The sequence below is a fragment of the Pseudomonas sp. ANT_J28 genome, assembly GCF_008370005.1.
Lineage (GTDB): Bacteria > Pseudomonadota > Gammaproteobacteria > Pseudomonadales > Pseudomonadaceae > Aquipseudomonas > Aquipseudomonas frigoris.
Genome location: NZ_VOBM01000007.1, coordinates 103,745 through 123,931 on the forward strand (window position 1 = coordinate 103,745; position 20,187 = coordinate 123,931).

Genomic DNA, 20,187 nt, shown 5'->3' on the forward strand with positions numbered 1-20,187 from the left:
CATCCGATACAGGACACTGGACACATCAGACAAAAAATAAGACGATCCAGCCGTCTGGTGACCACTTTCCCCTATAAGAATAAAGTTGAATTATGTCTAACCAAGTCTCCACGCCCTTGCGGCGCGTCAGCATCCTGGCTATCGACCGGGTTTTCGCTTCCACCCTCATGCAAGCCAAGGATTTCTTCCACCTGGCCAGCCTGCGTTACGGCAAACAACTGGGTCAAGGCCTGACTCCGGCGTTCGAAACCCGCCTGGTCAGCCCCGACGGCAAACCGGTGAACAGCTTCAGTGACGTGATCATGCCGGTGGACGGCGGCCTGGAAAACGCCGACATCATTGTCCTTCCAGCGTTCTGGGACGATTTCGACACCCTCTGCCAACGTTATCCACAGGTCCTGCCCTGGCTGCGCCAGCAACATGCTCGCGGCGCAGTACTCTGCGGCGAAGCCACCGGGGTGTTCTGGCTGGCCGAGGCCGGGCTGCTCGACGGCAAGGAGGCGACCACTTACTGGCGCTTCTTCAATGCGTTTGCCGAACGCTTCCCACGGGTTCAGCTCAATCAGGACAAGCACCTGACCGATGCCGACAACCTGTACTGTGCTGGCGGAACCACCTCGGCCTGCGACCTTTACATTTACCTGATCGAACGCTTCTGCGGCGCCAACGTGTCCCAGGCCGTGGCGCGGGACATTCTTTATGAAGTGCAGCGCAGCTACTCGCCAGGACGAATCGGTTTCGGCGGTCAGAAGCTGCACCAGGATGTGATCATCCTGCAGATCCAGCACTGGCTCGAAGAACACTTCGCCGACAAATTCCGCTTCGAAGACGTGGCTCGCGAACACGGCATGAGCATCCGTAATTTCATGCGGCGCTTCCAGACCGCCACCGGCGACAAACCGCTGCATTACCTGCAACGACTGCGTATCGAGACGGCCAAAGGCTTGCTGTCCGGCAGCCGCAAGAGCATCAAGACCATCAGCTATGAAGTCGGTTACGACGATGCGAGCTTTTTCGCGCGGCTGTTCCGCCAGCACACCGAGCTGTCACCGAACCAGTATCGGCAGCAGTTTCAGCAAGCTGCATAAACAAAAAAAGGGCCTGCATTTGCAGGCCCTTTTTTATTTCCGAAACGTCCTACGGCTTATGCGCCCGGGACAGGAATTCGTGAGACTGCATTTCCAAAAGACGACTCAGGGTGCGCTGGAACTCAAAGTTCAGGCGACCGCCGGTGTAGAGGTCTTTGAGCTCGACTTCAGCGGAAATGATCAGCTTCACGTTACGGTCGTAGAACTCGTCGACCATGTTGATAAAGCGTCGGGCGATGTCGTCGGTGGTGACGCTCATCTGCTCGACACCGCTGAGCAACACGGCATGGAAGATCTTGCCCAGTTCGATGTAATCGTTCTGGCTACGCGGGCCGTCGCAGAGTTCGCGGAAGTCGAACCAGGCCACGTCATCGCACGTGCGCAAGGCGCGAATTTCGCGATTCTCGATCATCAACACATCGTTCTCGATGGCTGCCGTGCATTCCGGCGTCAGGGCGCGGAAGCTCTTGCGCAGGCTTTCGTGGGACGCTTCATCCAGCGGAAAGTGGAACAGCTCCGCTTGCTCAAGGTGACGCAGACGGTAATCGACGCCGCTGTCAACGTTGACGATCTCGGTGTTCTGCTTGATCAGCGCAATGGCCGGCAGGAAGCGCGCACGTTGCAGGCCGTCCTTGTACAGACCATCCGGCACGATGTTCGAAGTCGCGACCAGGGTCACGCCGTTCTTGAACAGCTCTTCCATCAGCGTGCCGAGGATCATCGCGTCGGTGATGTCGGACACGAAGAACTCATCGAAACAAATCACCCGGGCTTCGTCAGAGAAGCGCTTGGCGATGATGGTCAGCGGGTTTTTCTCGCCGCCGAGGGTCTTCATCTCTTCGTGCACGCGCTTCATGAAACGGTGGAAGTGAGTGCGGACCTTTTCCTTGAACGGCAGCGCTTCAAAGAAGGTGTCGACCAGATAGGTCTTGCCACGGCCAACACCACCCCAGAAATAAATGCCCTTGACTGGCGCCTGCTCTTTCTTGCCAAACAGTTTGCCGAACAGACCCGGTTTGCTGTGCGAGGCCGCGACCAGATCGTCGTACAGGCGCTGCAAATGGCGCACCGCAGTTTCCTGCGCGGCGTCATGGAAGAATTCCGGGCGTTTCAGATCAGCTTGATATCGTTCTAGGGGCGTCATAATTCGTTAGCAAGGCAACAAAAACGGGCCGTCACTGTAGCGACGGCCCGTGGGAATGGCAATCGGCCCTTGGTCGGGCCGCTGATTTATTCCTGAACCGGCGTCAGAGCAACCCGCAGGGTCTCGATGCCAGCATCGCGAGCGGTGCTGTCAGCAAAGGCCGGGCTGTCGGCAACGCACTCGCCTTCGAGCCAGACGCTGAAGCTCAGGTCTTCGTTGCGCACGTCCAATGGCTGACCCGATTGCAGTTGCTTGGTCACCTGGCCTGCGGTTTTACCGTCGGCAAAGTTGCGCGACAGCAGCAATTGATCGCCGTCGGCCGCCAGCAGACGGAAGCGGAAGCTGCCGTCGTCTTCACGGAAGCTGACGAAACGCGCAGCTTTCGCGGCTTTCTTCTTGGTGGTGGTCGCAACTTGGGTTTGAGCGACGAAAGAGCGCAGGCCAACCGCTTCACGCAGTTCGTGAAGGAACGGTGTCGCCACCGAGCGGGCCTTTTGGGCGCCGATTTGCAGGATGTCTTCCAGGTCTGCCGGGCGTTCGATCAACAGGTTATAACGCTCGCGGGACTCGCCCAATTCGTTATCCAATAGCTGGAACAGACGATTCTTCGCCTCCCCCCAACCCAGGCCCTGCAACAGTTCGCTGCGGAATTCGTCGGACTGCGCCGGGGTGGCGAAGGCCTGGAACAAGGTGAACAGGTGTGAGTTGTCCGGATCTTTCGCTTCGCCCGGCGCACGGGAGTCGGTGACGATCCGCGAAATCGCGTCCTTCATTTCCTTGGCGCTGCTGAACAACGGAATGGTGTTGTCGTAGCTCTTCGACATCTTGCGACCGTCGAGGCCTGGCAGCGTGGCAACGCTTTCTTCGATCAGCGCCTCGGGCATGGTGAAGAATTCTTTGCCCTGGCCGAACAGGTGGTTGAAGCGCTGGCCGATGTCACGGGCCATTTCCACGTGCTGGATCTGGTCACGGCCGACCGGCACCTTGTGGGCGTTAAACATCAGAATGTCCGCGGCCATCAGCACCGGGTAGCTGTACAAGCCCATGGTGATGCCAGCATCCGGGTCTTCGCCGGTTTCGACGTTCTTGTCCACCGAGGCCTTGTAGGCGTGGGCGCGGTTGAGCAGGCCCTTGGCGGCGACGCAGGTCAGCAGCCAGGTCAGCTCTGGGATTTCCGGGATGTCGGACTGGCGATAGAAGGTTACGCGGTCCACATCCAGGCCACCGGCCAACCAGGTCGCGGCGATTTCCAGACGCGAGCGCTGGATGCGCAGCGGGTCATCGCATTTGATCAAGGCGTGGTAGTCGGCCAGAAAGTAGAACGAATCGGCATTGCTGTCACGGCTGGCAAGGATCGCCGGGCGGATGGCGCCGGCGTAGTTGCCCAGGTGCGGCGTGCCGGTGGTGGTGATGCCGGTGAGGATACGGGTACGAGTCGTCATGGGTAATCGCTTGTCAGACTGCAATCAATTCGAAAGACGCGGCAGGATCAGATCCTTGAGATCGGTCAGCTTGCCATGAAAAAAGTGTCCGCATTCTGCCACTTTCAGCAGCTCATGGGGGCGCTCGAGTTTCGAGGACCAGTCGTAGACAGCTTGCGGATCGATGACTTCGTCGGTTTCCGGCTGGATCAGGGTCAACGGGCAGTTGACCGGCAACAGGTCATAACCGTTGAGGCGGGTGACAGCAGCCGCAACCATGAACAAATGCTTCAGTTGTTCGCCCTTGACTTCCAGGCGTCCACCGAGACTTGCGGCAACAAAACCGCCGAAGGAGAAACCGAACAGCGTCAGGGGTAGTTCCGGATGTTTGGCCCGCAGCCACTCGGCGGCCGCTTGAGCATCGTCGACTTCGCCAGTGCCCATGTCGTGGCTGCCTTCGCTGGCGCCGACGCCACGATAATTGAAACGCAATGTAATCAAACCGGCGTCGCGCGCGGTGCGCTGCAGGGTCGAGACCACTTTATTGAGCATGGTGCCGCCCTGCACCGGGTTCGGATGGCAGATCAGCGCAATGCCCCGCGGCTGTTCATTGTCCAGGTACAAAGCTTCCAGTTGGCCGACAGGGCCATCAATCACTACAGGGGTTTCGCGCATAAGCAAGGAAGGAACTCCGTGACCTCGAATCGGGTCGACTCGTCTAGCAAATTGTCTGTGCCAATCTATTGCGAGTGAATCGCGGTATACAGCGCAGGTTCGAGCCGTTAACGTAAAGCAAAGCCGTTTATAGAGGAAGGACTCGTGGAACACTCGCTCTTAGTTTGGTTGTTGCCGACTCTTGCCCTGGTTGTGGGTGTCGCCATTGGTTTCCTGATCGCTCGCCTGGTGCCGAATGCCGCGCCTAGCAGCACGCAACGTCAGCTGGATGACGTTCAGGAACGTTTCGACAGTTATCAGAACGAGGTGGTCACCCACTTCAACAGCACTGCAACACTGGTCAAGAAACTGACTCAGAGCTATCAGGAAGTGCAGGATCACCTCGCCGAGGGTGCCAACCGCCTGGCCCTGGACGAGCAAACCCGCCAACGCCTGCTGGCCTCGCTGCACGCCGATGCGGCAGCCGCCCCACGGGAACGCCTGACGCCACCGCGCAATCAGGAGCCACCTCGCGACTACGCCCCCAAAGCCCCGAACGCGCCGGGCATGCTCGATGAGCATTACGGCCTGAAGAAGTAATCAGGTTTCGCGCACAACAAAAAGCCCCCGGACGAGTGATTGTCCGGGGGCTTTTTTACGCCTGGGGTTCAGTCAGGCTGTTACTGGTACTGCTGAGTCGGTTGCTGATATTGCTGACCCGGAATCGCCTTCAAATTGACCTCGACCCGACGGTTCTGCGACCGACCATTGACGTCACCGTTGCTGGCAATCGGGTTATCCGGCCCGGCACCGCGAGCCGACAGGTTGGCACCGCTCACGCCCTGAGACGTCAGGTAAGTCGCCACGCTCTGGGCACGACGCTGGGACAGGTCCATGTTGTGCTGGCGGCTGCCGGTGCTGTCGGTGTAGCCGACGATCTCGATCTGGTTCTGGTTGAACTCCTTGAGCGAGCCCGCCAGATTGTTCAGCGGCTGATAGAAACCCGACGCGATGTTCGCCGAATCGGTGGCGAAGGTGATGTTACCCGGCATGATCAGTTTGATCTGATCACCCTGGCGCTGCACTTCCACCCCGGTGTTGGCCATGCTGGCGCGCAGCTTTTTCTCTTGCTGGTCGGCGTAATAACCGTAACCGGCAGCGGAGGCACCCACCACGGCGGCGCCAATCAGCGCGCCCTTGCCACGGTTATCGTGACTGATGGCGGCACCGGCCAAAGCACCGGCCAGAGCGCCGAGGCCACCGTATTTAGCGGTTTTGCTCATGCCCGTGGAACCACCGTCGGCCTGGCCCTGGTTGTCGTAAGGGTTAGGCGAGGCGCAGCCAGACAGCAAGGCCACAGCCGTAGCGACAATAATCAAACGCTGCTTGGTGAACATGAAGAGCTCCTACTTTTTGCATTCTGTGGTGCAACGGACTAAGGCATTAAACCTTTGCGGGCGTTGGATCATTGCGGATGAAAAAAATTCCGCCACGCCCCTCACAACGTTAGAAATCAGGCCCGCACAAAAGGGTTCTCGCGCATTTCATCGCCCAGACGCGTGTCGGGACCATGCCCGGTCACCACCGTCGCCTCTTCGTCGAGGGTGTACAGCCGCTGCTTGATCGACCGCACGATGGTCGCCTGATCGCCACCCCACAAATCCGTGCGCCCTACCCCGCGACGAAACAACGTGTCACCGGCAATCAGCAGCTTAGCCTCTGAAAACCAAAAGCTCATGGAACCCGGAGTATGACCCGGCGTGTGCAACGCCACGCCGCAGCCGCAGGCCAGTTCTTCATCATCGGCCAACCAGCGATCCGGCGGCGGCACCGGCGTGTAAGGGACGCCGAACATCTGGCATTGCATCTCCAGATTGTCCCAGAGGAATTGATCTTCTTTATGCAGATGCAGTGTTGCGCCGGTTTTTTCCTTCAACTGACCGGAAGCCAGGAAGTGATCGAGGTGCGCATGAGTGTGAATGATGCTGACCACCTTCAGGCCCAGTGCGTCGAGCCGCGCGAGGATCAGTTCGTGATTACCGCCCGGATCGACCACGATGGCCTTTTTGGTGACCGGATCGCCGATGATCGTGCAGTTGCACTGCAACGGGCCGACGGGGAAGGTTTCGCGGATGAGGGCTGTATTCGGGGTTTGCATGGGTTTAATCCTGGAGCCAAGACAGGGTACTGCGGTTGTGATCCGCAAAATTGATAGGTTATCCTCGCGCCGCGCCTATTTTGAAACAAGACGGCAGGAAGCCAATGCCCCCTTCAATGGAACACGTGCTCGTCGATAAAAGCGTCCTTTGTCTGGACCCGGACATTATCAACCGTATTCGCGGCAAGAATGGTCTGCCCTTTATCGCCCACTCCGATCTTCTGGAGCTTCAGTCCCTGACAAAGGGGCATGAGCAGATCCACAACAACGCTCGACAATTTTTCCAGCTTTTCGCCGGCCAGCCTTCGCGACCGCACCGCGCGCTCCCCAAAGGTACAGCACTACGTCCCGGCGATTTACTGGCCGAATGCGCTTTCGATGGCCAACCGATCTTCGCACTCAAGCGAACGACGGCGCCACAGAACCAGACCAAGTCGGGTGAGGCCGTCGACTTGTGCCGTCACTACGACCTGCTGTTACTGACTTGCGATGAGGCGCAACTCATTCAGTGCAAAGCCGCTGATGCCAGAGCCATACGCTGGATCGGCCGCGCGCTGATCGTGCCTTTCGACCTGCCCAAGACGCCCCTCACCACTGCCGATCGTCTTATCCAGAATAAAGGCGCAAGTGTCACGCAAGGTTCGGTGGTAACGACGCCAAGCGGCCGCCGATTGACGCTTAGCAAGTCCATCAGCTCCGGTGGCGAAGGGACGATCTACGCCGTGGCGGGCAACGCAGAAGTATGTAAGATCTATCACACCGGAAAGCTCAGTATCCGGCGTCGCGAGAAGATCGAGCTGATGGTGACACGCCGAATCGTTGAGCCTGGCATTTGTTGGCCGACCGAGCTGGTTTTCAATGCTGATCAAGAGTTTGTTGGCTATGTGATGCCTCGGGCGGAAGGGAAAACCCTTCAAACCTCGGTATTCGTCAAACCGTTATTGGCGAAAACGTTCCCGCGCTGGACGCGACGAGATCAGGTGAATGTCGCGATTGCCTTTCTGAAACAGGTGCAATACCTGCATTCGCTGAACATCATTGTGGGCGACATCAACCCTATGAACCTGCTCGTCACTCCGGACAGCAACGAGGTCTGGATGGTCGATACAGACAGCTTTCAGATCGATCATTTTCCCTGCGAAGTTGGCACCGTGCCTTTCACCGCGCCTGAGATTCAAGGGAAAGAATATGGCAAATACCTGCGTACAAAAGATCACGAGCTGTTCGCCGTCGCCACCATGCTGTTCATGATCCTGCTGCCAGGCAAACCACCCTATTCCCAACAAGGTGGCGGAACGGCGTCCGACAACATCAAGAACATGAACTTCCCCTATCGATTCAAAAAGGACAGCGGCAAAGGCAAGGTAAGCGTCACGCCGGTGGGCACCTGGCAGAATATCTGGAGTCATTTGCCGTACCTGCTCAAACAGGCGTTCAGCAACACATTCGAAGATAATCAGCGTCGACCGATAGGTGACTGGTTGACGCTACTGGCTCAGTACGGCGAGGAGTTGCGCAAGTGCAAGCATTCCGATGAGCTGTTCCCCGCCGCTTTTCGTATCACCGACCCGGTTGAGGCTGTCTGCGGTAGCTGCAAAAAAACCTACACCGAATCCAAGGCCTGGCTTAAGAAAATGCAGGCCTCGGGTAAATCCATTCGATGCGCAGACTGTCAAAAGGCGTCCAAACTGAAACACCTGGCCAGTGAAAGCCAAAAGAAAACCGAGCAGGCAGAGCAGCGTGCGGCGCCACCTCCGGCGGCGGCCATGCCTCGCCCCAATCCGCCGCCGGTACGTAACATGACAGCACCTGCACCAGCGCCTAAACAAACCGTGCCTGCTTCTGCGCCAGCGCCTGCCCCCATGCGCCAGACGCCGACTAGACCGCAGCAGCAACCGACTTCCGCCCGACCTCAACCGTATCGATCCGCGCCAGCACGCCCGCTCAACCAAGAGAGCATCGTTGTGCGATGGTTCAAACGACTCTTGAAGCGTTTTTTGTAACGCTCAGCTCAAAAGGATAATCCCATGCAAGAAGACTATCTCCTTCGTCAGGAAGACCTCGCCGAAAACCCGACCACACGCGTTCCCGTTTGCCTTGTGCTGGACGTCAGCAGATCAATGGAAGGCGAGCCCATCGCGGAACTGCATTCCGGCGTTCAGATGTTTTTCGAGGCGATTCGTGACGATGAGGTGGCGCAGTATGCCGCTGAAGTCTGCATCGTGACCTTCGGCGGGACAGCGCAAAAAGTGCTGGATTTCAGCTCCATCAGTCGTCAGGACGTCCCCCCGTTGGTGGCATCGGGCATGACACCGATGGGGCATGCCGTGAGCATCGCTTTGGACTTGCTGGAAGCACGCAAGGAAGATTATCAACGTGCCGGTGTTGATTATTTCCAGCCCTGGATGGTCCTTATGACCGATGGCGAACCGACAGATGATATTGGCGAAGCGGCCGCTCGCGTGACCAGCATGATCAGCAAACGCAAACTGACCGTTTTCCCGATCGCTATCGGTGCGGCGGCGAACTTACAGTCGCTGGCCCAGTTTTCCCCTACACGCCCGCCCCTGCGCCTCAAAGGTTTGCACTTCAATGAGTTCTTTGACTGGCTGAGCCGAAGTGTTTCGCGGGCGTCTCAATCGACACCTGGTGACGCGGTGGCGCTGGACATTAAAGGTATCGAAGCCTGGGCACAGGTCTGAACCATGCCTGAGATCCCGGAAGACTTCAGCTGTAAAACGGCCTGCGCGTTTGTGGCAGGACGCTCGCACCTCAAGACTCAAACGCCTTGCCAGGACTATGTCGCGGCCAGAGAGTCCAACGAGGTGACCTGCATTTCATTGGCCGATGGGGCTGGCTCCAGAGCCAGATCCGAAATCGGCGCCCAAGTAGCGGTCACGGCCACCCTGGCCTTTGTCTGCAAAAACTTTGAAAGCCTCTGGCAAAACATCGACAAACACAACGCGAAGGCAGCCCAGCGACTGGTTAATCGCTGCCTGGACGCGTTCAGACGCAAATCTGCAAAGCTCGGCGGCGATATCAACGACCTGGCCTGTACCTTGTCGTTCGTCGCTTACTCACGAGGCCGCTACCTGGCAGGCCACTTGGGCGATGGCGTCATCGCAAGCGTTGATGCGGACGGTCAACTTCAGGCCCTTTCTCATCCAGAAAATGGCGAGTTCGCCAATACCACCCTGTTTCTGACTGACCATAAAGCGGCGTCGCGGCTCAGGTTGCACCGCGGGCAAATCGAAGCCACAACTGGCTTCGCGATAATGAGCGACGGCACCGCAGAAAGCCTCTATCACAAATCCAGCGGCGTCCCCGCCCCGGCGATCCAAAAGCTGCTGGAGTGGAATGCAACGTTGCCCAGAAAAAAAATGAGGGAAGTGTTGGCTGACAACCTGCAACAGTCCATTGCCAGTAAAACCGGAGATGACTGCTCCATAGGCTTACTGTCGATCCTGAAACGCTCCATCGACATGGGGCAGACATCCGAAATGAACGTCTCAGAGGAGAATTGACCAAAAACCTCTGATCGCAAGACCCAACTTGTTTCGCAGGTCTTCAAACGGCGATTACTGCAATACACCCAACTCTTTCGCCCTGGCGACTGCTTGCGTTCGCCGCTCCACCCCAAGCTTGCTGTTGATATGACTGGCGTGAGTTTTAACTGTGTGCAGCGAAATAAACAGCTGATCGCTGATTTCCTGATTCGAGCAGCCCTGGGCGATCAGTCGCAGGACAGCCATTTCCCGCGTACTGAGTTGCTCCGCCGCGGCGGATGACTCCGCTGCGGGACGGGCAGTCACTGCCGGAAGTTGTTCTGAAAGGCTCTGTGAAACGGGCGTCGGCGCACCGAGTTGAAGTTGGTTACGTAGCCAGTCCGGATGTTCAGCCAACAACCTGTCAAACGGTTGCAGCACTCCACCGGCCGCCGCTTCCAGCGCCTGACTCAGGGCCTTGCGGGCCTCGAGTTCGCGTCCGCACCCCAGCAATAACGTCACTTTCTGAGTCAGTGCCATCACGCTGAGCAGCTGCCTGCCGGTTTGCTGCCCATGCTCAAGCAACGCATTCAATCGTCCTTCGGCCAGCATCGGCTGCCCCTGAATGACCTCCAGCAAAGCCTGCTGCAACTCGATATGCAGCGGCAGTTGCGGATGGAACTCCGGAGGGGCTGCCGCGTGTTCGCCGTTGTAGGTCTGACCCAAGCGAGCGAGCCAGGCTTCGGCCAGATCGGTACGTCCCTGAGCCAGCCAGAGTTCGCATTTGACCAGGGTGATCATCGCCAGGTAGTAGATCGGTGGCACGTCCCAGATGTGCATCAGGCGCTCGGCTTCGGCGAGTTCGGCGAAGGCTTTGGCGAATTCGCCGCTGCTGCCCTCAAGCCTGGCGATCACGCAGTGGCCGATCAATACGCTGATATCGCGACAGGCGCGTGCCTCACTCAAACCGGCTTGCAAGCGTGCTCGCGCAGCTTGGGGTTGCAAGCGCAGGGCCAACAAAAAGCCTTCGTACAAGGTCAGTCGGGCACGCACCGCATACAGCCGTTGCGGGGATAACCGTTGCAGGCGTTGCAGCCCCTGACGCACTTCATCCAGCGCACGAAGGATTTCCCCTCGTGCTTGCAGCACGCGAGCACGGTCGTAATGGGCCAGCGCTTCGAACAGCGGGTTGCCGACCCGTTGCGCCAACTCCAGAGATTCACGGTTCAACCCGCGCGCACGCCACAAGTCGCCGTCGGCAATGGCCAGGTTAGACAGGGTCGAGAGGCACATCAGGCGTTGCCCGTAGCGTTTGGCGGGCAGGCTCTCCTGCGCTTCGGTGCAATAGAGCAGCGTCAGCTCGCGATTGCCGCGCCCGCGGGCGATGATCCCGCTCAGGGCCAGCCATTGCGCCAGCATGGATTTCTGCGCAGTGGCGGACGGGGCCGGCAGGAAGCGGCTCAAATGACTGGCCAGCTCCTCGGCGGCGTCCAGCTGACAAGCCAGCCCCAACGCCCAGCTGTACAGCACGATCAACCGTGGCGTGCTGATCAGCAGGCTGTCGGGCAAGTCCATTTTCCAGCGCAGTAACATGCCGACGTTCTGTTCGGCCAGCAGTTGTTCTTCGGAGAGGTTCTGCACCAGGTTCGCCGCGACGTCCAGGTGCCCGGCACGCAACGCCTGCTCCACCGCTTCATCGAGCAGCCCCTGGGCATTGAACCAGCGACAGGCGCGCAGGTGCAGGCTGGCCGCCGGTACTATCGCTTGCGCGGTAGGCCGGGTGCGCAACAGGTCGGAAAACAAATGGTGGTAGCGATACCAGTGACCGTTTTCATCCAGTGGCACCAGGAACACCTGATGGGCCAGCAGAAAACGCAGGATCTCGGCACTGTCATGGGCTTCGCGAACAGCGTCGCACAGTTCGCTGCAAAAGCGTTCCTGAGGTGCTGTGTCATAAAGGAATGACTGCACCTCGGCGGGCAGACAATCGATGACTTCTTCCAGCAGGTAATCGCGGATCAGCCCTTCCCCTCCATGCAAGGCCTGCGGTAAAGCACCCTGGGAGCCCGCTTCAGACGCCGCGAGCAGCCAGAAACGCAGTCCGGCGACCCAACCTTCGCTGCGCTGGATGAGGCTCTCCAGCGCTTTGCCGCGCAAGGAGCTGCTGTGCCGATCAAGCAGGGTCAGGGCTTCATCGTGAGTCAGGCGCAAGTCCTGTTCATTCAACTCGAGCAGTTGCCGCGACAGCCGCAGGCGCGCCAGATGCCAGTCCGGCCGCTGCCGACTGGTGACCATGACCAGCAAGCCGTCAGGCAGGTGATTGAGGAAAAATTGCAGGCAGCGATCGAGAACCGGGCCCTGCGCCAGATGGTAGTCATCCAGCACCAACAGCAGGGGCGTACTCGTAGACAGGTGCACGGCCAACTCATCGAGCAAACCGTCCAGCCATTCTTCAAAGGCAAACGGCTGATGCCGCTGGCGCATTTTCAGCAGGCCCAAAGACTGGCTGCCCAGTTGCGGAAAAAAGTCCTGGAGGCCTTCGAGCAACCGCTCAAGAAAACGTCCAGGATCGCTGTCTCGCGGACTCAACCCCAGCCACAGACTTTGCCAGTGAGCCGGCAAGCCCTGACAGAACTCCACCGCCAACGAACTCTTGCCAAACCCCGCCGGTGCGCTGACCAGCAACAACCTGCCACCGAGGCCCGCACTCAGGCGCTCGCACAGACGAGGCCGCAGCACATGGCCGTCAGGCAACGGAGGCCGAAAAAAACGCCCGTCCAGTGCCGCGACGGCAACGCTTGCAGGGCCCGGGTGTGGGGACAGATCAGTCATGGCCGGCTCTTGTTTGAATGGCGGTTGGCGGCGTTGCAGATGTCCGCAGCCTAGCGGTAAACGAAGAGGGAATGAAGGTTATTGCTACAAATGGCTACAAAAAGCCTACGAACAAAAAAAAACGCCCCGAACCAGTCGGGGCGTTTCTCGAGGATGCGGCCTCTGTTCAGAGCAGCTTAGCGAACACCATCCTGGCGCAGAGCGGCCGGAGTGAAGTCGCTGGTGGTGGCGGTGAAGCCGAAGTCATACGCCGATTTCTCTTCGTTCTTCATGCCCAGCGCCAGGTAGCGGCCCGATTGCAGGTCGTACAAGGTTTCCAGGGTGTACCACGGCACTTGAACGTTGTAGTAGTTCTGGGAGTGAGCTTCCGCCACACGCCACAGTTGATTACGACCGTCGTAGTGGTCGATCACGGCCGCTTGCCAGGTGTCTTCGTCGATGTAGAAGTCACGCTTGGCGTAGATGTGACGCTGACCTTCCTTCAAGGTAGCCACCACATGCCAGACCCGGCGCAGCTCGTAACGAGCCAGGTCCTGGTTGATGTGACCGGCCTTGATGATGTCGTCGTACTTGAGTTGCGGCGAGTCGAGTTTGTAGGCGTCGGAGGCGATGTACATCTCTTTCTTGCCTTCGAGTTTCCAGTCGTAACGATCCGGTGCACCGTTGTACATGTCCAGGTTGTCGGAGGTACGCAGGCCATCGGCTGCGGTACCCGGCCCGTCATAGGACACTTGTGGCGCACGACGCACACGACGCTGACCGGCGTTGTAGACCCACGCCGAACGCGGCTCTTTCACCTGGTCGAGGGTTTCGTGCACCAGCAGCACACCACCGGCCAGACGTGCCGGCGCGGTCACTTTCTGCTTGAAGTAGAACAGGATGTTGCCCGGGTTCGCCGGATCGTAATCCTTCATCTTGTCGCGGAACACGAACTGGTCCTGGAAGTACACCAGGCTGTACGAGCCGTTCGGCTGCGGCGTGGCCTGGGTCACCAGACGGGTCACGCTGCCACCGCGATAGCGGGTGATGTGGTTCCAGATGACTTCGACGCCGGTCTTCGGAATCGGGAATGGAACTGCAGTTTCGAAGTTCTCCAGACCGTTGCCGCCGGACACCAGGTTAGTGGCGGTAGCATTTTTCTTGATGGAGGCAAACACAGCATCCGGCACGGTCGCGCCGCGATGGGACGGGTAGACCGGCATTTTGAAGGTTTCCGGGTAGCGCTTGAACATCGCGTACTGACCCGGTGCGAGTTTGTCCTTGTACTGGTCGACGTTCTGCGCCGTGATGGTGAACAGTGGTTTTTCACTGGCGAACGGGTCGGACAGGAAACCTTTGCTGTCGGCGGTGCCGGCGTTTTTCGCCATCGGCTTCCAGGCCGGGATCGATCCGTCAGCGTTGCCCGCCATCTCGGCGCCCATCGGGGTCAGGCTCTTGCCCAGTTTGTCCGCTTCGGCCGCAGGGACCGCCGCCATGACACCGGTCGCCAGCAGCGAAAGCCCCAGAACACCGACGTGGAACAGACTCTTTGTTATTTTCATAGGTGTGTTCGTCCTGATAATGCAGTGCTTAGAAGTTCACGCCGAAGCTGAGCGCAACGAAGTCGCGGTCATCGACGGTGGTGTACTTGCCATCAAAGAAGTTGGTGTAAGCCAGGCTTGCGGTGTAGGTGTTCTGGTACTCGGCATCGACGCCCAGGCTCACCGCTTTGCGACCCTCCTCGAAGTTGCCGCCAGGGCCAGGCGAGTAGCCTTCCACGTCATGAGACCAGGCCACGTTCGGCTTGAGGTTCACACCGGCGAATACGTCGTTGTATTCCCAGATGGCACGACCACGGTAGCCCCAGGAGTTTGCGGTGGTGAACCCGTCGTTTTCGCAATAGCGACTGACGTTGTTTTGCGGTCCGCCTGCCAGGGTAGAGGTGTTCAATGCCACGCACTGACCACTTGGCAATGGGCCAGGGCCGTAGCTCGGGTCACGGCCATAGCGGGCTTTCGAGTTGCTTTCCAGTCCGCCGACGTGGGTCCAGCCAACCTCACCCACCAGAGTCAGTCGCTCAGCGCCCATCACTTGGTCGAAGAAGTGAGTAAGGGTCGTCTGGAGCTGGGTCACTTCCTTGCGGCGATAGCCTTTTTGATCCTGCCCTGGCGTACCCTGGAGTACGGAAACGTTAGGATTCAGAGGCGTCAGACCGGAAAAGAGAATGTCGGTGGTGTTGAGCTGAACCGGAGCATTCGGCCGGTAGCTGACTTCACCACTCCACGCAGTACCCGTAGGTAACGTGGTGGAGAAGCTCAAGCCATACAGGCGAATATCTTCAGGGTACTCGACGTAGTAGCTGGAGTTACCGGCCACATTCAATGGCAACAAGGTCGGTGCCAGGTTACGTGCGACAGCGAGAGGAACACCCCTGGCCACCAGCGAGCCCACCAGGCCCGCCGCGCTGTAAGCGCTCGCCGGAGCACCTTTGCCGCTGAAAATCGGCGCACGGCTGTGGTAGTTCATGAAGTAGGCGCCGAACTCGGTGTCCAGCGGATCGAACATGTATTTGAAGGACACGCCAAATTGACCGCTGTCACGGGCATCGCGATCCGGACCGCGACGAACGATGACACCTTCATCCGGGTCACCCCAGGTCACGCCCCTGGCAGCGAGGGTGTTGATGGTTGCATTACGCAGCGAAGCCGGCAGCCCTGCAGACGTCAGTGCACTGTTGAGTCCGTTACGGGTGCGCAGTACGGCCAGGTTGTTGTCGCAGCCATCCGAAATCACGTCCGGTTGCGAGAAGAAAGTGCCGCAGTTGTCGGTAACGGTCTGGTCCCATTCGAGCTGGTAGAAGGCTTCAGTCGAGAGGTTCTCGGTGAGGCTCTGGGACACGTAGAACATGTTGACCGGGATCAGGCCTTCCTTGATCTCGGCACCTGGACGACGGAACGCGGACACGTCGATCGGGTTGATCGAGTTGATGCCGCCGCCGATGAAGGTACTTTCACCCCAACTCACTACTTGCTTGCCCAGACGCACGGAACCCGGCTGATCGGCAACGGAATAGTTGTGGTAGACAAAGGCGTCGAGGATCTGACCGCCGGAGGATTTGGCGCCTTCCTTGCGGTTACTGTCGCTGATGTCCTTGAACTCGCGGCTTTCGTCCTTGAGTTCAAAGTCGTACCAGTATTTGCCACGGACGAAAACGCCGGTGTCGCCGTATTTCAATTCAAGGTCATGGATGCCCTTGAAGATCTTGGAGAACGTTTCGCCGCTCTTGAAGTTCAGGTGACCGTCGTCGGAAGTCTGGGACAGGCCGCGGCCGCCGTTGTTGACGCCGATGAGGTTCTTGTTGGCATTTTCAGTAGACCAACTGGCACCGATCGACAGGGACGAGTCGAACTGACCTTCGATTTCACCAACGTTGAAACTGACGCCGAATGCTGGCCCGGCGAGCGTAGAGGCAAGACTGACCGCCAGGGGCAGTTTCGCCCGGCGCCAGAACTGGTTTACTGATGTCATCGACGCTACTCCATGTGCATTATTGTTATGGCAGTGAGCACTTCTAAAAACGCTGTGGATGACTGGGAGCCAAGGTGTCCCTAAGTCATTCCAAAGTTGCATCGCCCCGGTTTGTGCGTTTGCTCCGTTCTTAAAAATCCTTGGGCGGACTATAGCCAGCAGGTAGTACTGCTTGATCCCTCTAAAGTGTGATTTGCAGCTGCCAGCCACTCTGGAACAGTCCTTTGCCAAGCCGACGCCCGTCGGCCCGTCTAGGATGGCTGAAAATTCGGATTTGACAAGCCAAGCGCTTGCTTGGTGGGGCTGGCGTGCCCTTTTGGGCACGCCAGGTGACGCTTAAAGCGTCGAGAGGAAGGTGCTGTTGTTGGCTTGCCATTCGGTGATGTCGACACGAATACGTTTCTTGTCGAGTTTGCCGACACTGGTCTTGGGAATTTCAGTAACAAGGGCGATCTGGCTCGGGATGGCCCACTTGCTCAGGTGCCCCAGTTCCACGAACGGTTTGAGGTGTTCCTTCAGTTCTTTGGCCCCGATCACATGGCCTTCACGGACCACCAGCAAGGCAAACGGACGCTCGCCCCACTGCGGATCGGCAATCCCCACCACTGCTACTTCGCGTACCGCAGGGTGGCGGCTGATCAAGTCCTCAAGGTCCAGGGAGGAGATCCACTCGCCGCCGGTCTTGATCACGTCTTTGATCCGGTCGCGAATGTCGATCACACCCATGCTGTCCAGGGTCGCTACGTCACCGGTGTGCAGCCAGCCACCGGCCCAGAGTTCGGCGCCCTTTTGCGGTTCGTTGAAATAGCCCTCGGTGAGCCACGGCGCACGCAGCACCAGTTCGCCTTGGGTCTCGCCATCGGCGGGCAGGAAGTTGCCGTCGGTGTCGACGATCGCCGCCTCCACCAATGGCCCCGGCACACCGGCCTTGATCCGGTACGTGGTGCGTTCGTCTTCGGTGCCGGCCATCAGCTCGTCGTTGAGGTGCGCGCACGAGATCAGCGGTCCGGTTTCCGACATGCCGTAAGCGGCGGTCAGCTGAATGCCATTGGCCTTGGCGGCTTCGTACAGCGTGCGGTTCAACGCACTGCCGCCGATGACGATTTTCCAGCCACCGAAATCCGTGCCTTGCGCCGCTTTGGAATTGAGGACCATTTGCAGGATGGTCGGCACGCAATGGGAAAAGGTGACCTTCTCCTTACGCCACAGCTCCACCAGGTACTCAGGGTCATAGCGACCGGGATAGACCTGCTTGAGCCCGAGCATGGTCGCCACATACGGCAGGCCCCAGGCGTGCACATGGAACATCGGGGTGATCGGCATGTAAACGTCGTTGGTGCCCAGCAAACGCACGCTGTCGATGGCGCCCATGATGGTCGACACGCCCATGGTGTGCAGCACCAGTTGCCGATGGGTGAAATACACGCCTTTGGGATTGCCGGTGGTGCCGGTGGTGTAGAACGTGGTCGCGACCGAGTTTTCGTCGAAGTCCTGGAAGTCATACTGCGTACTCGCCGCCGCCAGCAACTGCTCATACTCGCCGATCAGGTTCGGCAAGTCGGCGGTTTTTTCCGGCAGATCGGTCAGCAGCAGGGTTTTCTCCACCGAGGTCAGGTGCCCGGCAATGGCCTGGTACAACCCGACGAACTCGCTGTTGACCAGCACAAAGCGGTCCTCGGCGTGGTTCATGGTGTAGAGGATCTGTTCCGGTGACAGGCGCACGTTAATGGTGTGGATCACCGCGCCGATCATCGGGATGGCGAACATGCATTCCAGATAACGATGGCTGTCCCAGTCCATCACCGCCACGGTATCCCCGGCCTTGACGCCGGCCGCCGTCAACACGTTGGCCAGCCTTGCGACCCGTTCGATCAGGGTCGGATAGCTGTAGCGCAACTGGTCGCGGTAAATGATCTCGCGGGTCTTCTCATAACGAGCGCCGGACATCAGCAGCCGTTTAATCAGCAATGGATACTGGTAAGCGCCTTCGGCTGGGGGGATAACGCGAGTCTGCAACATAAGAGTCCCTTTTCTGACTGCACGGTCGTGGCTGAAAGTAAGCACTTTAGTGCCCTTGGACGCCAGCCAAATCAGCCAAAGGAATGATTTGCAAAGTCGTGCAAATGCTAGCGTTGCGCCAGCATCCGTGGATATTTCTTAATCCATGACTCGTAACGCGATCAATGCATCTCGGTAAACGCGAGTTTCACACCGATAGCGATCAGTACCGCGCCCATCGTCCGATCGAACCAGTGGCCCATCCGGGCAAAACCTGCACGCACGCGCTGCTGGCTGAACAGCATCGCCACCAGGCAGAACCACACAGCGGTGGCCACCGCGAGGTAAATGCCGTAGCCCGCCTGTACCGCCAGCGGCGTGTGCGGATTGATCACCACAGTGAACAGCGAGAGGAAGAACAGCGTCGCTTTCGGGTTCAGACCGTTGGTCACGAAACCCGACGTGAAGGCGCCGCGAGCAGTGCGCTCGCCCGCTTCCTTATGCAGATCGTCAGCCGCAGGTTGGGCCGGCTGTGCTCGCAGGGCCTTGAAGCCGATGTACAGCAGGTACGCGGCGGCCGCCCATTTCAGGGCATTAAACAGCACGATGGACTGGGACACGATCAGGCCAATGCCGAGCAACGAATAGCCGACGTGCAGGAAAATGGCCGTGCCGACACCCAGCGCCGTCCAGGTGCCAGCGCGACGACCATGGGTCACGCTCTCACGCACCACCACGGCAAAGTCCGGGCCGGGGCTGGCCACGGCCAGCAAGTGAATCAGGGCAACGGTCAAAAACTCTGTCCAGTACATGGGGGATCCTTTTGGCCAAGCGTAACTGTTTGTTTCATCTGGTAGGCTCGGCAGATTACGCCTTCAGTCCATTGCACAAAAGGTACAGTTGATGACGAACACTCACCGCGCCGTTTTCCTCGACCACCCGTCCCTGGACCTGGGCGACCTCGACCTCAGCCCGCTGCAAGAGTGTTTCAGCGATTTACAGCTTTTCGCCCAGACCACGCCGGACCAGGTGATCGAACGCCTCAAGGGCGCCACCGTTGCCATCAGCAACAAAATCCTGATCGACGCCGCCGCCATCGCCGCCAGCCCCGAGCTGAAGCTGATCCTGATCACCGCCACCGGCACCAACAACGTTGACCTCGCCGCCGCCCGCGCCCACGGAATTACCGTCTGCAACTGCCAGGGTTACGGCACGCCGTCGGTGGCGCAGCACACGATCATGTTGCTGCTCAATCTGGCAACGCGCCTGGCCGATTATCAAAAGGCTGTCGGCGAAGGTCGCTGGCAGCAGGCGAAACAGTTCTGCCTGCTGGATTACCCGATTGTCGAACTGCAAGGCAAAACCCTCGGCCTGCTCGGTCACGGCGAACTGGGCGGCGCGGTCGCACAACTGGCCGAAGCCTTTGGCATGCGTGTACTGCTCGGTCAGATTCCCGGGCGCCCTGCCCGACCGGATCGTTTGCCACTGGAGGAACTGCTGCCGCAGATCGACGCGCTGACCCTGCACTGCCCGCTCAACGAACACACCCGCCACTTCATCGGAGCCCGTGAGCTGGCCTCGATGAAACCCGGTGCGTTCGTGGTCAATACCGCACGCGGTGGCTTGATCGACGAACAAGCGCTGGCCGATGCCTTGCGCAACGGTCACCTGGGTGGCGCGGCCACCGACGTGTTGAGCGTCGAGCCACCGACCACCGGCAATCCTCTGCTGGCCCAAGACATTCCACGGTTGATTGTCACCCCGCACAACGCTTGGGGCAGTCGCGAGGCACGCCAGCGGATCGTGGGCCAGTTGACCGAAAACGCGCAGGGATACTTCAGTGGTAAAGCGCTGCGGGTCGTCAGTTGATAGACTGCGGCACTTTTTTTCACAGGAGCAG

General features: G+C 59.0%; 16 protein-coding genes. 6 read left to right on the forward strand and 10 right to left on the reverse strand.

The window, feature by feature from the left end; translation table 11 throughout:
- The first annotated feature begins 191 nt into the window (after positions 1 to 191).
- The gene (locus FQ187_RS06640) at positions 192 to 1,088 is read left to right on the forward strand and encodes a GlxA family transcriptional regulator (RefSeq protein WP_173860460.1); all 897 of its coding nucleotides are present in this window, start codon (positions 192 to 194) and stop codon (positions 1,086 to 1,088) included.
- Positions 1,089 to 1,137: 49 nt separating this feature from the next.
- Here the strand turns inward: FQ187_RS06640 and zapE are convergent, their stop codons facing one another.
- From zapE to FQ187_RS06655, 3 genes are all read right to left on the reverse strand, one after another.
- A complete protein-coding gene (zapE, locus tag FQ187_RS06645) occupies positions 1,138 to 2,232 on the reverse strand; it encodes a cell division protein ZapE (protein ID WP_149628862.1) in 1,095 nt (364 codons plus the stop codon).
- Positions 2,233 to 2,318: 86 nt separating this feature from the next.
- Entirely contained in the window at positions 2,319 to 3,674 is a 1,356-nt protein-coding gene (locus tag FQ187_RS06650; RefSeq protein WP_149628863.1) for a tryptophan--tRNA ligase, read from the reverse strand.
- A gap of 24 nt (positions 3,675 to 3,698) precedes the next feature.
- Positions 3,699 to 4,328 carry an alpha/beta hydrolase gene (locus FQ187_RS06655; protein ID WP_149628864.1) on the reverse strand — a complete coding sequence of 210 codons (630 nt, stop codon included), beginning with the start codon at positions 4,326 to 4,328 and terminating at the stop codon, positions 3,699 to 3,701.
- 144 nt (positions 4,329 to 4,472) lie between these two features.
- Here FQ187_RS06655 and FQ187_RS06660 point away from each other — a divergent pair, with 144 nt between their 5' ends.
- On the forward strand, positions 4,473 to 4,907 hold the full coding sequence (locus tag FQ187_RS06660) for a YhcB family protein (protein ID WP_123365671.1): 435 nt from the start codon (positions 4,473 to 4,475) through the stop codon (positions 4,905 to 4,907).
- Positions 4,908 to 4,987: 80 nt separating this feature from the next.
- Here the strand turns inward: FQ187_RS06660 and FQ187_RS06665 are convergent, their stop codons facing one another.
- Entirely contained in the window at positions 4,988 to 5,704 is a 717-nt protein-coding gene (locus FQ187_RS06665; RefSeq protein ID WP_149628865.1) for an OmpA family protein, read from the reverse strand.
- A gap of 116 nt (positions 5,705 to 5,820) precedes the next feature.
- On the reverse strand, positions 5,821 to 6,465 hold the full coding sequence (locus FQ187_RS06670) for an MBL fold metallo-hydrolase (protein ID WP_149628866.1): 645 nt from the start codon (positions 6,463 to 6,465) through the stop codon (positions 5,821 to 5,823).
- 116 nt (positions 6,466 to 6,581) lie between these two features.
- Between FQ187_RS06670 and FQ187_RS06675 the strand changes: the two genes are divergently transcribed.
- The 3 genes from FQ187_RS06675 to FQ187_RS06685 are packed head-to-tail and all read left to right on the forward strand — an operon-like array spanning position 6,582 to position 9,989.
- On the forward strand, positions 6,582 to 8,468 hold the full coding sequence (locus FQ187_RS06675; protein ID WP_178122681.1) for a hypothetical protein: 1,887 nt from the start codon (positions 6,582 to 6,584) through the stop codon (positions 8,466 to 8,468).
- A gap of 24 nt (positions 8,469 to 8,492) precedes the next feature.
- Positions 8,493 to 9,167 carry a VWA domain-containing protein gene (locus FQ187_RS06680; RefSeq protein ID WP_149628868.1) on the forward strand — a complete coding sequence of 225 codons (675 nt, stop codon included), beginning with the start codon at positions 8,493 to 8,495 and terminating at the stop codon, positions 9,165 to 9,167.
- 3 nt (positions 9,168 to 9,170) lie between these two features.
- Positions 9,171 to 9,989: a PP2C family serine/threonine-protein phosphatase gene (locus FQ187_RS06685; RefSeq protein WP_149628869.1), complete on the forward strand. Its 819-nt coding sequence runs from the start codon at positions 9,171 to 9,173 to the stop codon at positions 9,987 to 9,989.
- Positions 9,990 to 10,043: 54 nt separating this feature from the next.
- On the opposite strand, the gene FQ187_RS06690 is transcribed toward FQ187_RS06685, so the two are convergent.
- From FQ187_RS06690 to FQ187_RS06710, 5 genes are all read right to left on the reverse strand, one after another.
- Positions 10,044 to 12,782, reverse strand: a complete 2,739-nt coding sequence (locus FQ187_RS06690) for a LuxR C-terminal-related transcriptional regulator (RefSeq protein ID WP_149628870.1) — start codon at positions 12,780 to 12,782, stop codon at positions 10,044 to 10,046.
- A 176-nt stretch (positions 12,783 to 12,958) separates the two neighbouring features.
- Complete coding sequence (locus FQ187_RS06695; protein WP_129441335.1) at positions 12,959 to 14,323, reverse strand: DUF1329 domain-containing protein; 1,365 nt, start codon at positions 14,321 to 14,323, stop codon at positions 12,959 to 12,961.
- A 28-nt stretch (positions 14,324 to 14,351) separates the two neighbouring features.
- Positions 14,352 to 16,289 (reverse strand): DUF1302 domain-containing protein, encoded by a 1,938-nt coding sequence (locus FQ187_RS06700; protein ID WP_149628871.1) that lies wholly within the window; start codon positions 16,287 to 16,289, stop codon positions 14,352 to 14,354.
- A 336-nt stretch (positions 16,290 to 16,625) separates the two neighbouring features.
- Positions 16,626 to 18,308, reverse strand: coding sequence for a fatty acid--CoA ligase (locus tag FQ187_RS06705; protein ID WP_149628872.1), 1,683 nt, complete (start codon positions 18,306 to 18,308; stop codon positions 16,626 to 16,628).
- A 161-nt stretch (positions 18,309 to 18,469) separates the two neighbouring features.
- The gene (locus FQ187_RS06710) at positions 18,470 to 19,099 is read right to left on the reverse strand and encodes a LysE family translocator (RefSeq protein WP_046048281.1); all 630 of its coding nucleotides are present in this window, start codon (positions 19,097 to 19,099) and stop codon (positions 18,470 to 18,472) included.
- A gap of 91 nt (positions 19,100 to 19,190) precedes the next feature.
- Between FQ187_RS06710 and FQ187_RS06715 the strand changes: the two genes are divergently transcribed.
- Entirely contained in the window at positions 19,191 to 20,156 is a 966-nt protein-coding gene (locus tag FQ187_RS06715; RefSeq protein WP_149628873.1) for a 2-hydroxyacid dehydrogenase, read from the forward strand.
- Positions 20,157 to 20,187: the final 31 nt, after the last annotated feature.

Coding starts and splice junctions, on each gene's coding strand:
- zapE (WP_149628862.1), bottom strand. CDS start 2,232: ATGACGCCCCTAGAACGATATCAAGCTGATCTGAAACGCCCGGAATTC.
- FQ187_RS06650 (WP_149628863.1), bottom strand. CDS start 3,674: ATGACGACTCGTACCCGTATCCTCACCGGCATCACCACCACCGGCACG.
- FQ187_RS06655 (WP_149628864.1), bottom strand. CDS start 4,328: ATGCGCGAAACCCCTGTAGTGATTGATGGCCCTGTCGGCCAACTGGAA.
- FQ187_RS06665 (WP_149628865.1), bottom strand. CDS start 5,704: ATGTTCACCAAGCAGCGTTTGATTATTGTCGCTACGGCTGTGGCCTTG.
- FQ187_RS06670 (WP_149628866.1), bottom strand. CDS start 6,465: ATGCAAACCCCGAATACAGCCCTCATCCGCGAAACCTTCCCCGTCGGC.
- FQ187_RS06675 (WP_178122681.1), top strand. CDS start 6,582: ATGGAACACGTGCTCGTCGATAAAAGCGTCCTTTGTCTGGACCCGGAC.
- FQ187_RS06680 (WP_149628868.1), top strand. CDS start 8,493: ATGCAAGAAGACTATCTCCTTCGTCAGGAAGACCTCGCCGAAAACCCG.
- FQ187_RS06685 (WP_149628869.1), top strand. CDS start 9,171: ATGCCTGAGATCCCGGAAGACTTCAGCTGTAAAACGGCCTGCGCGTTT.
- FQ187_RS06690 (WP_149628870.1), bottom strand. CDS start 12,782: ATGACTGATCTGTCCCCACACCCGGGCCCTGCAAGCGTTGCCGTCGCG.
- FQ187_RS06695 (WP_129441335.1), bottom strand. CDS start 14,323: ATGAAAATAACAAAGAGTCTGTTCCACGTCGGTGTTCTGGGGCTTTCG.
- FQ187_RS06700 (WP_149628871.1), bottom strand. CDS start 16,289: ATGACATCAGTAAACCAGTTCTGGCGCCGGGCGAAACTGCCCCTGGCG.
- FQ187_RS06705 (WP_149628872.1), bottom strand. CDS start 18,308: ATGTTGCAGACTCGCGTTATCCCCCCAGCCGAAGGCGCTTACCAGTAT.
- FQ187_RS06710 (WP_046048281.1), bottom strand. CDS start 19,099: ATGTACTGGACAGAGTTTTTGACCGTTGCCCTGATTCACTTGCTGGCC.
- FQ187_RS06715 (WP_149628873.1), top strand. CDS start 19,191: ATGACGAACACTCACCGCGCCGTTTTCCTCGACCACCCGTCCCTGGAC.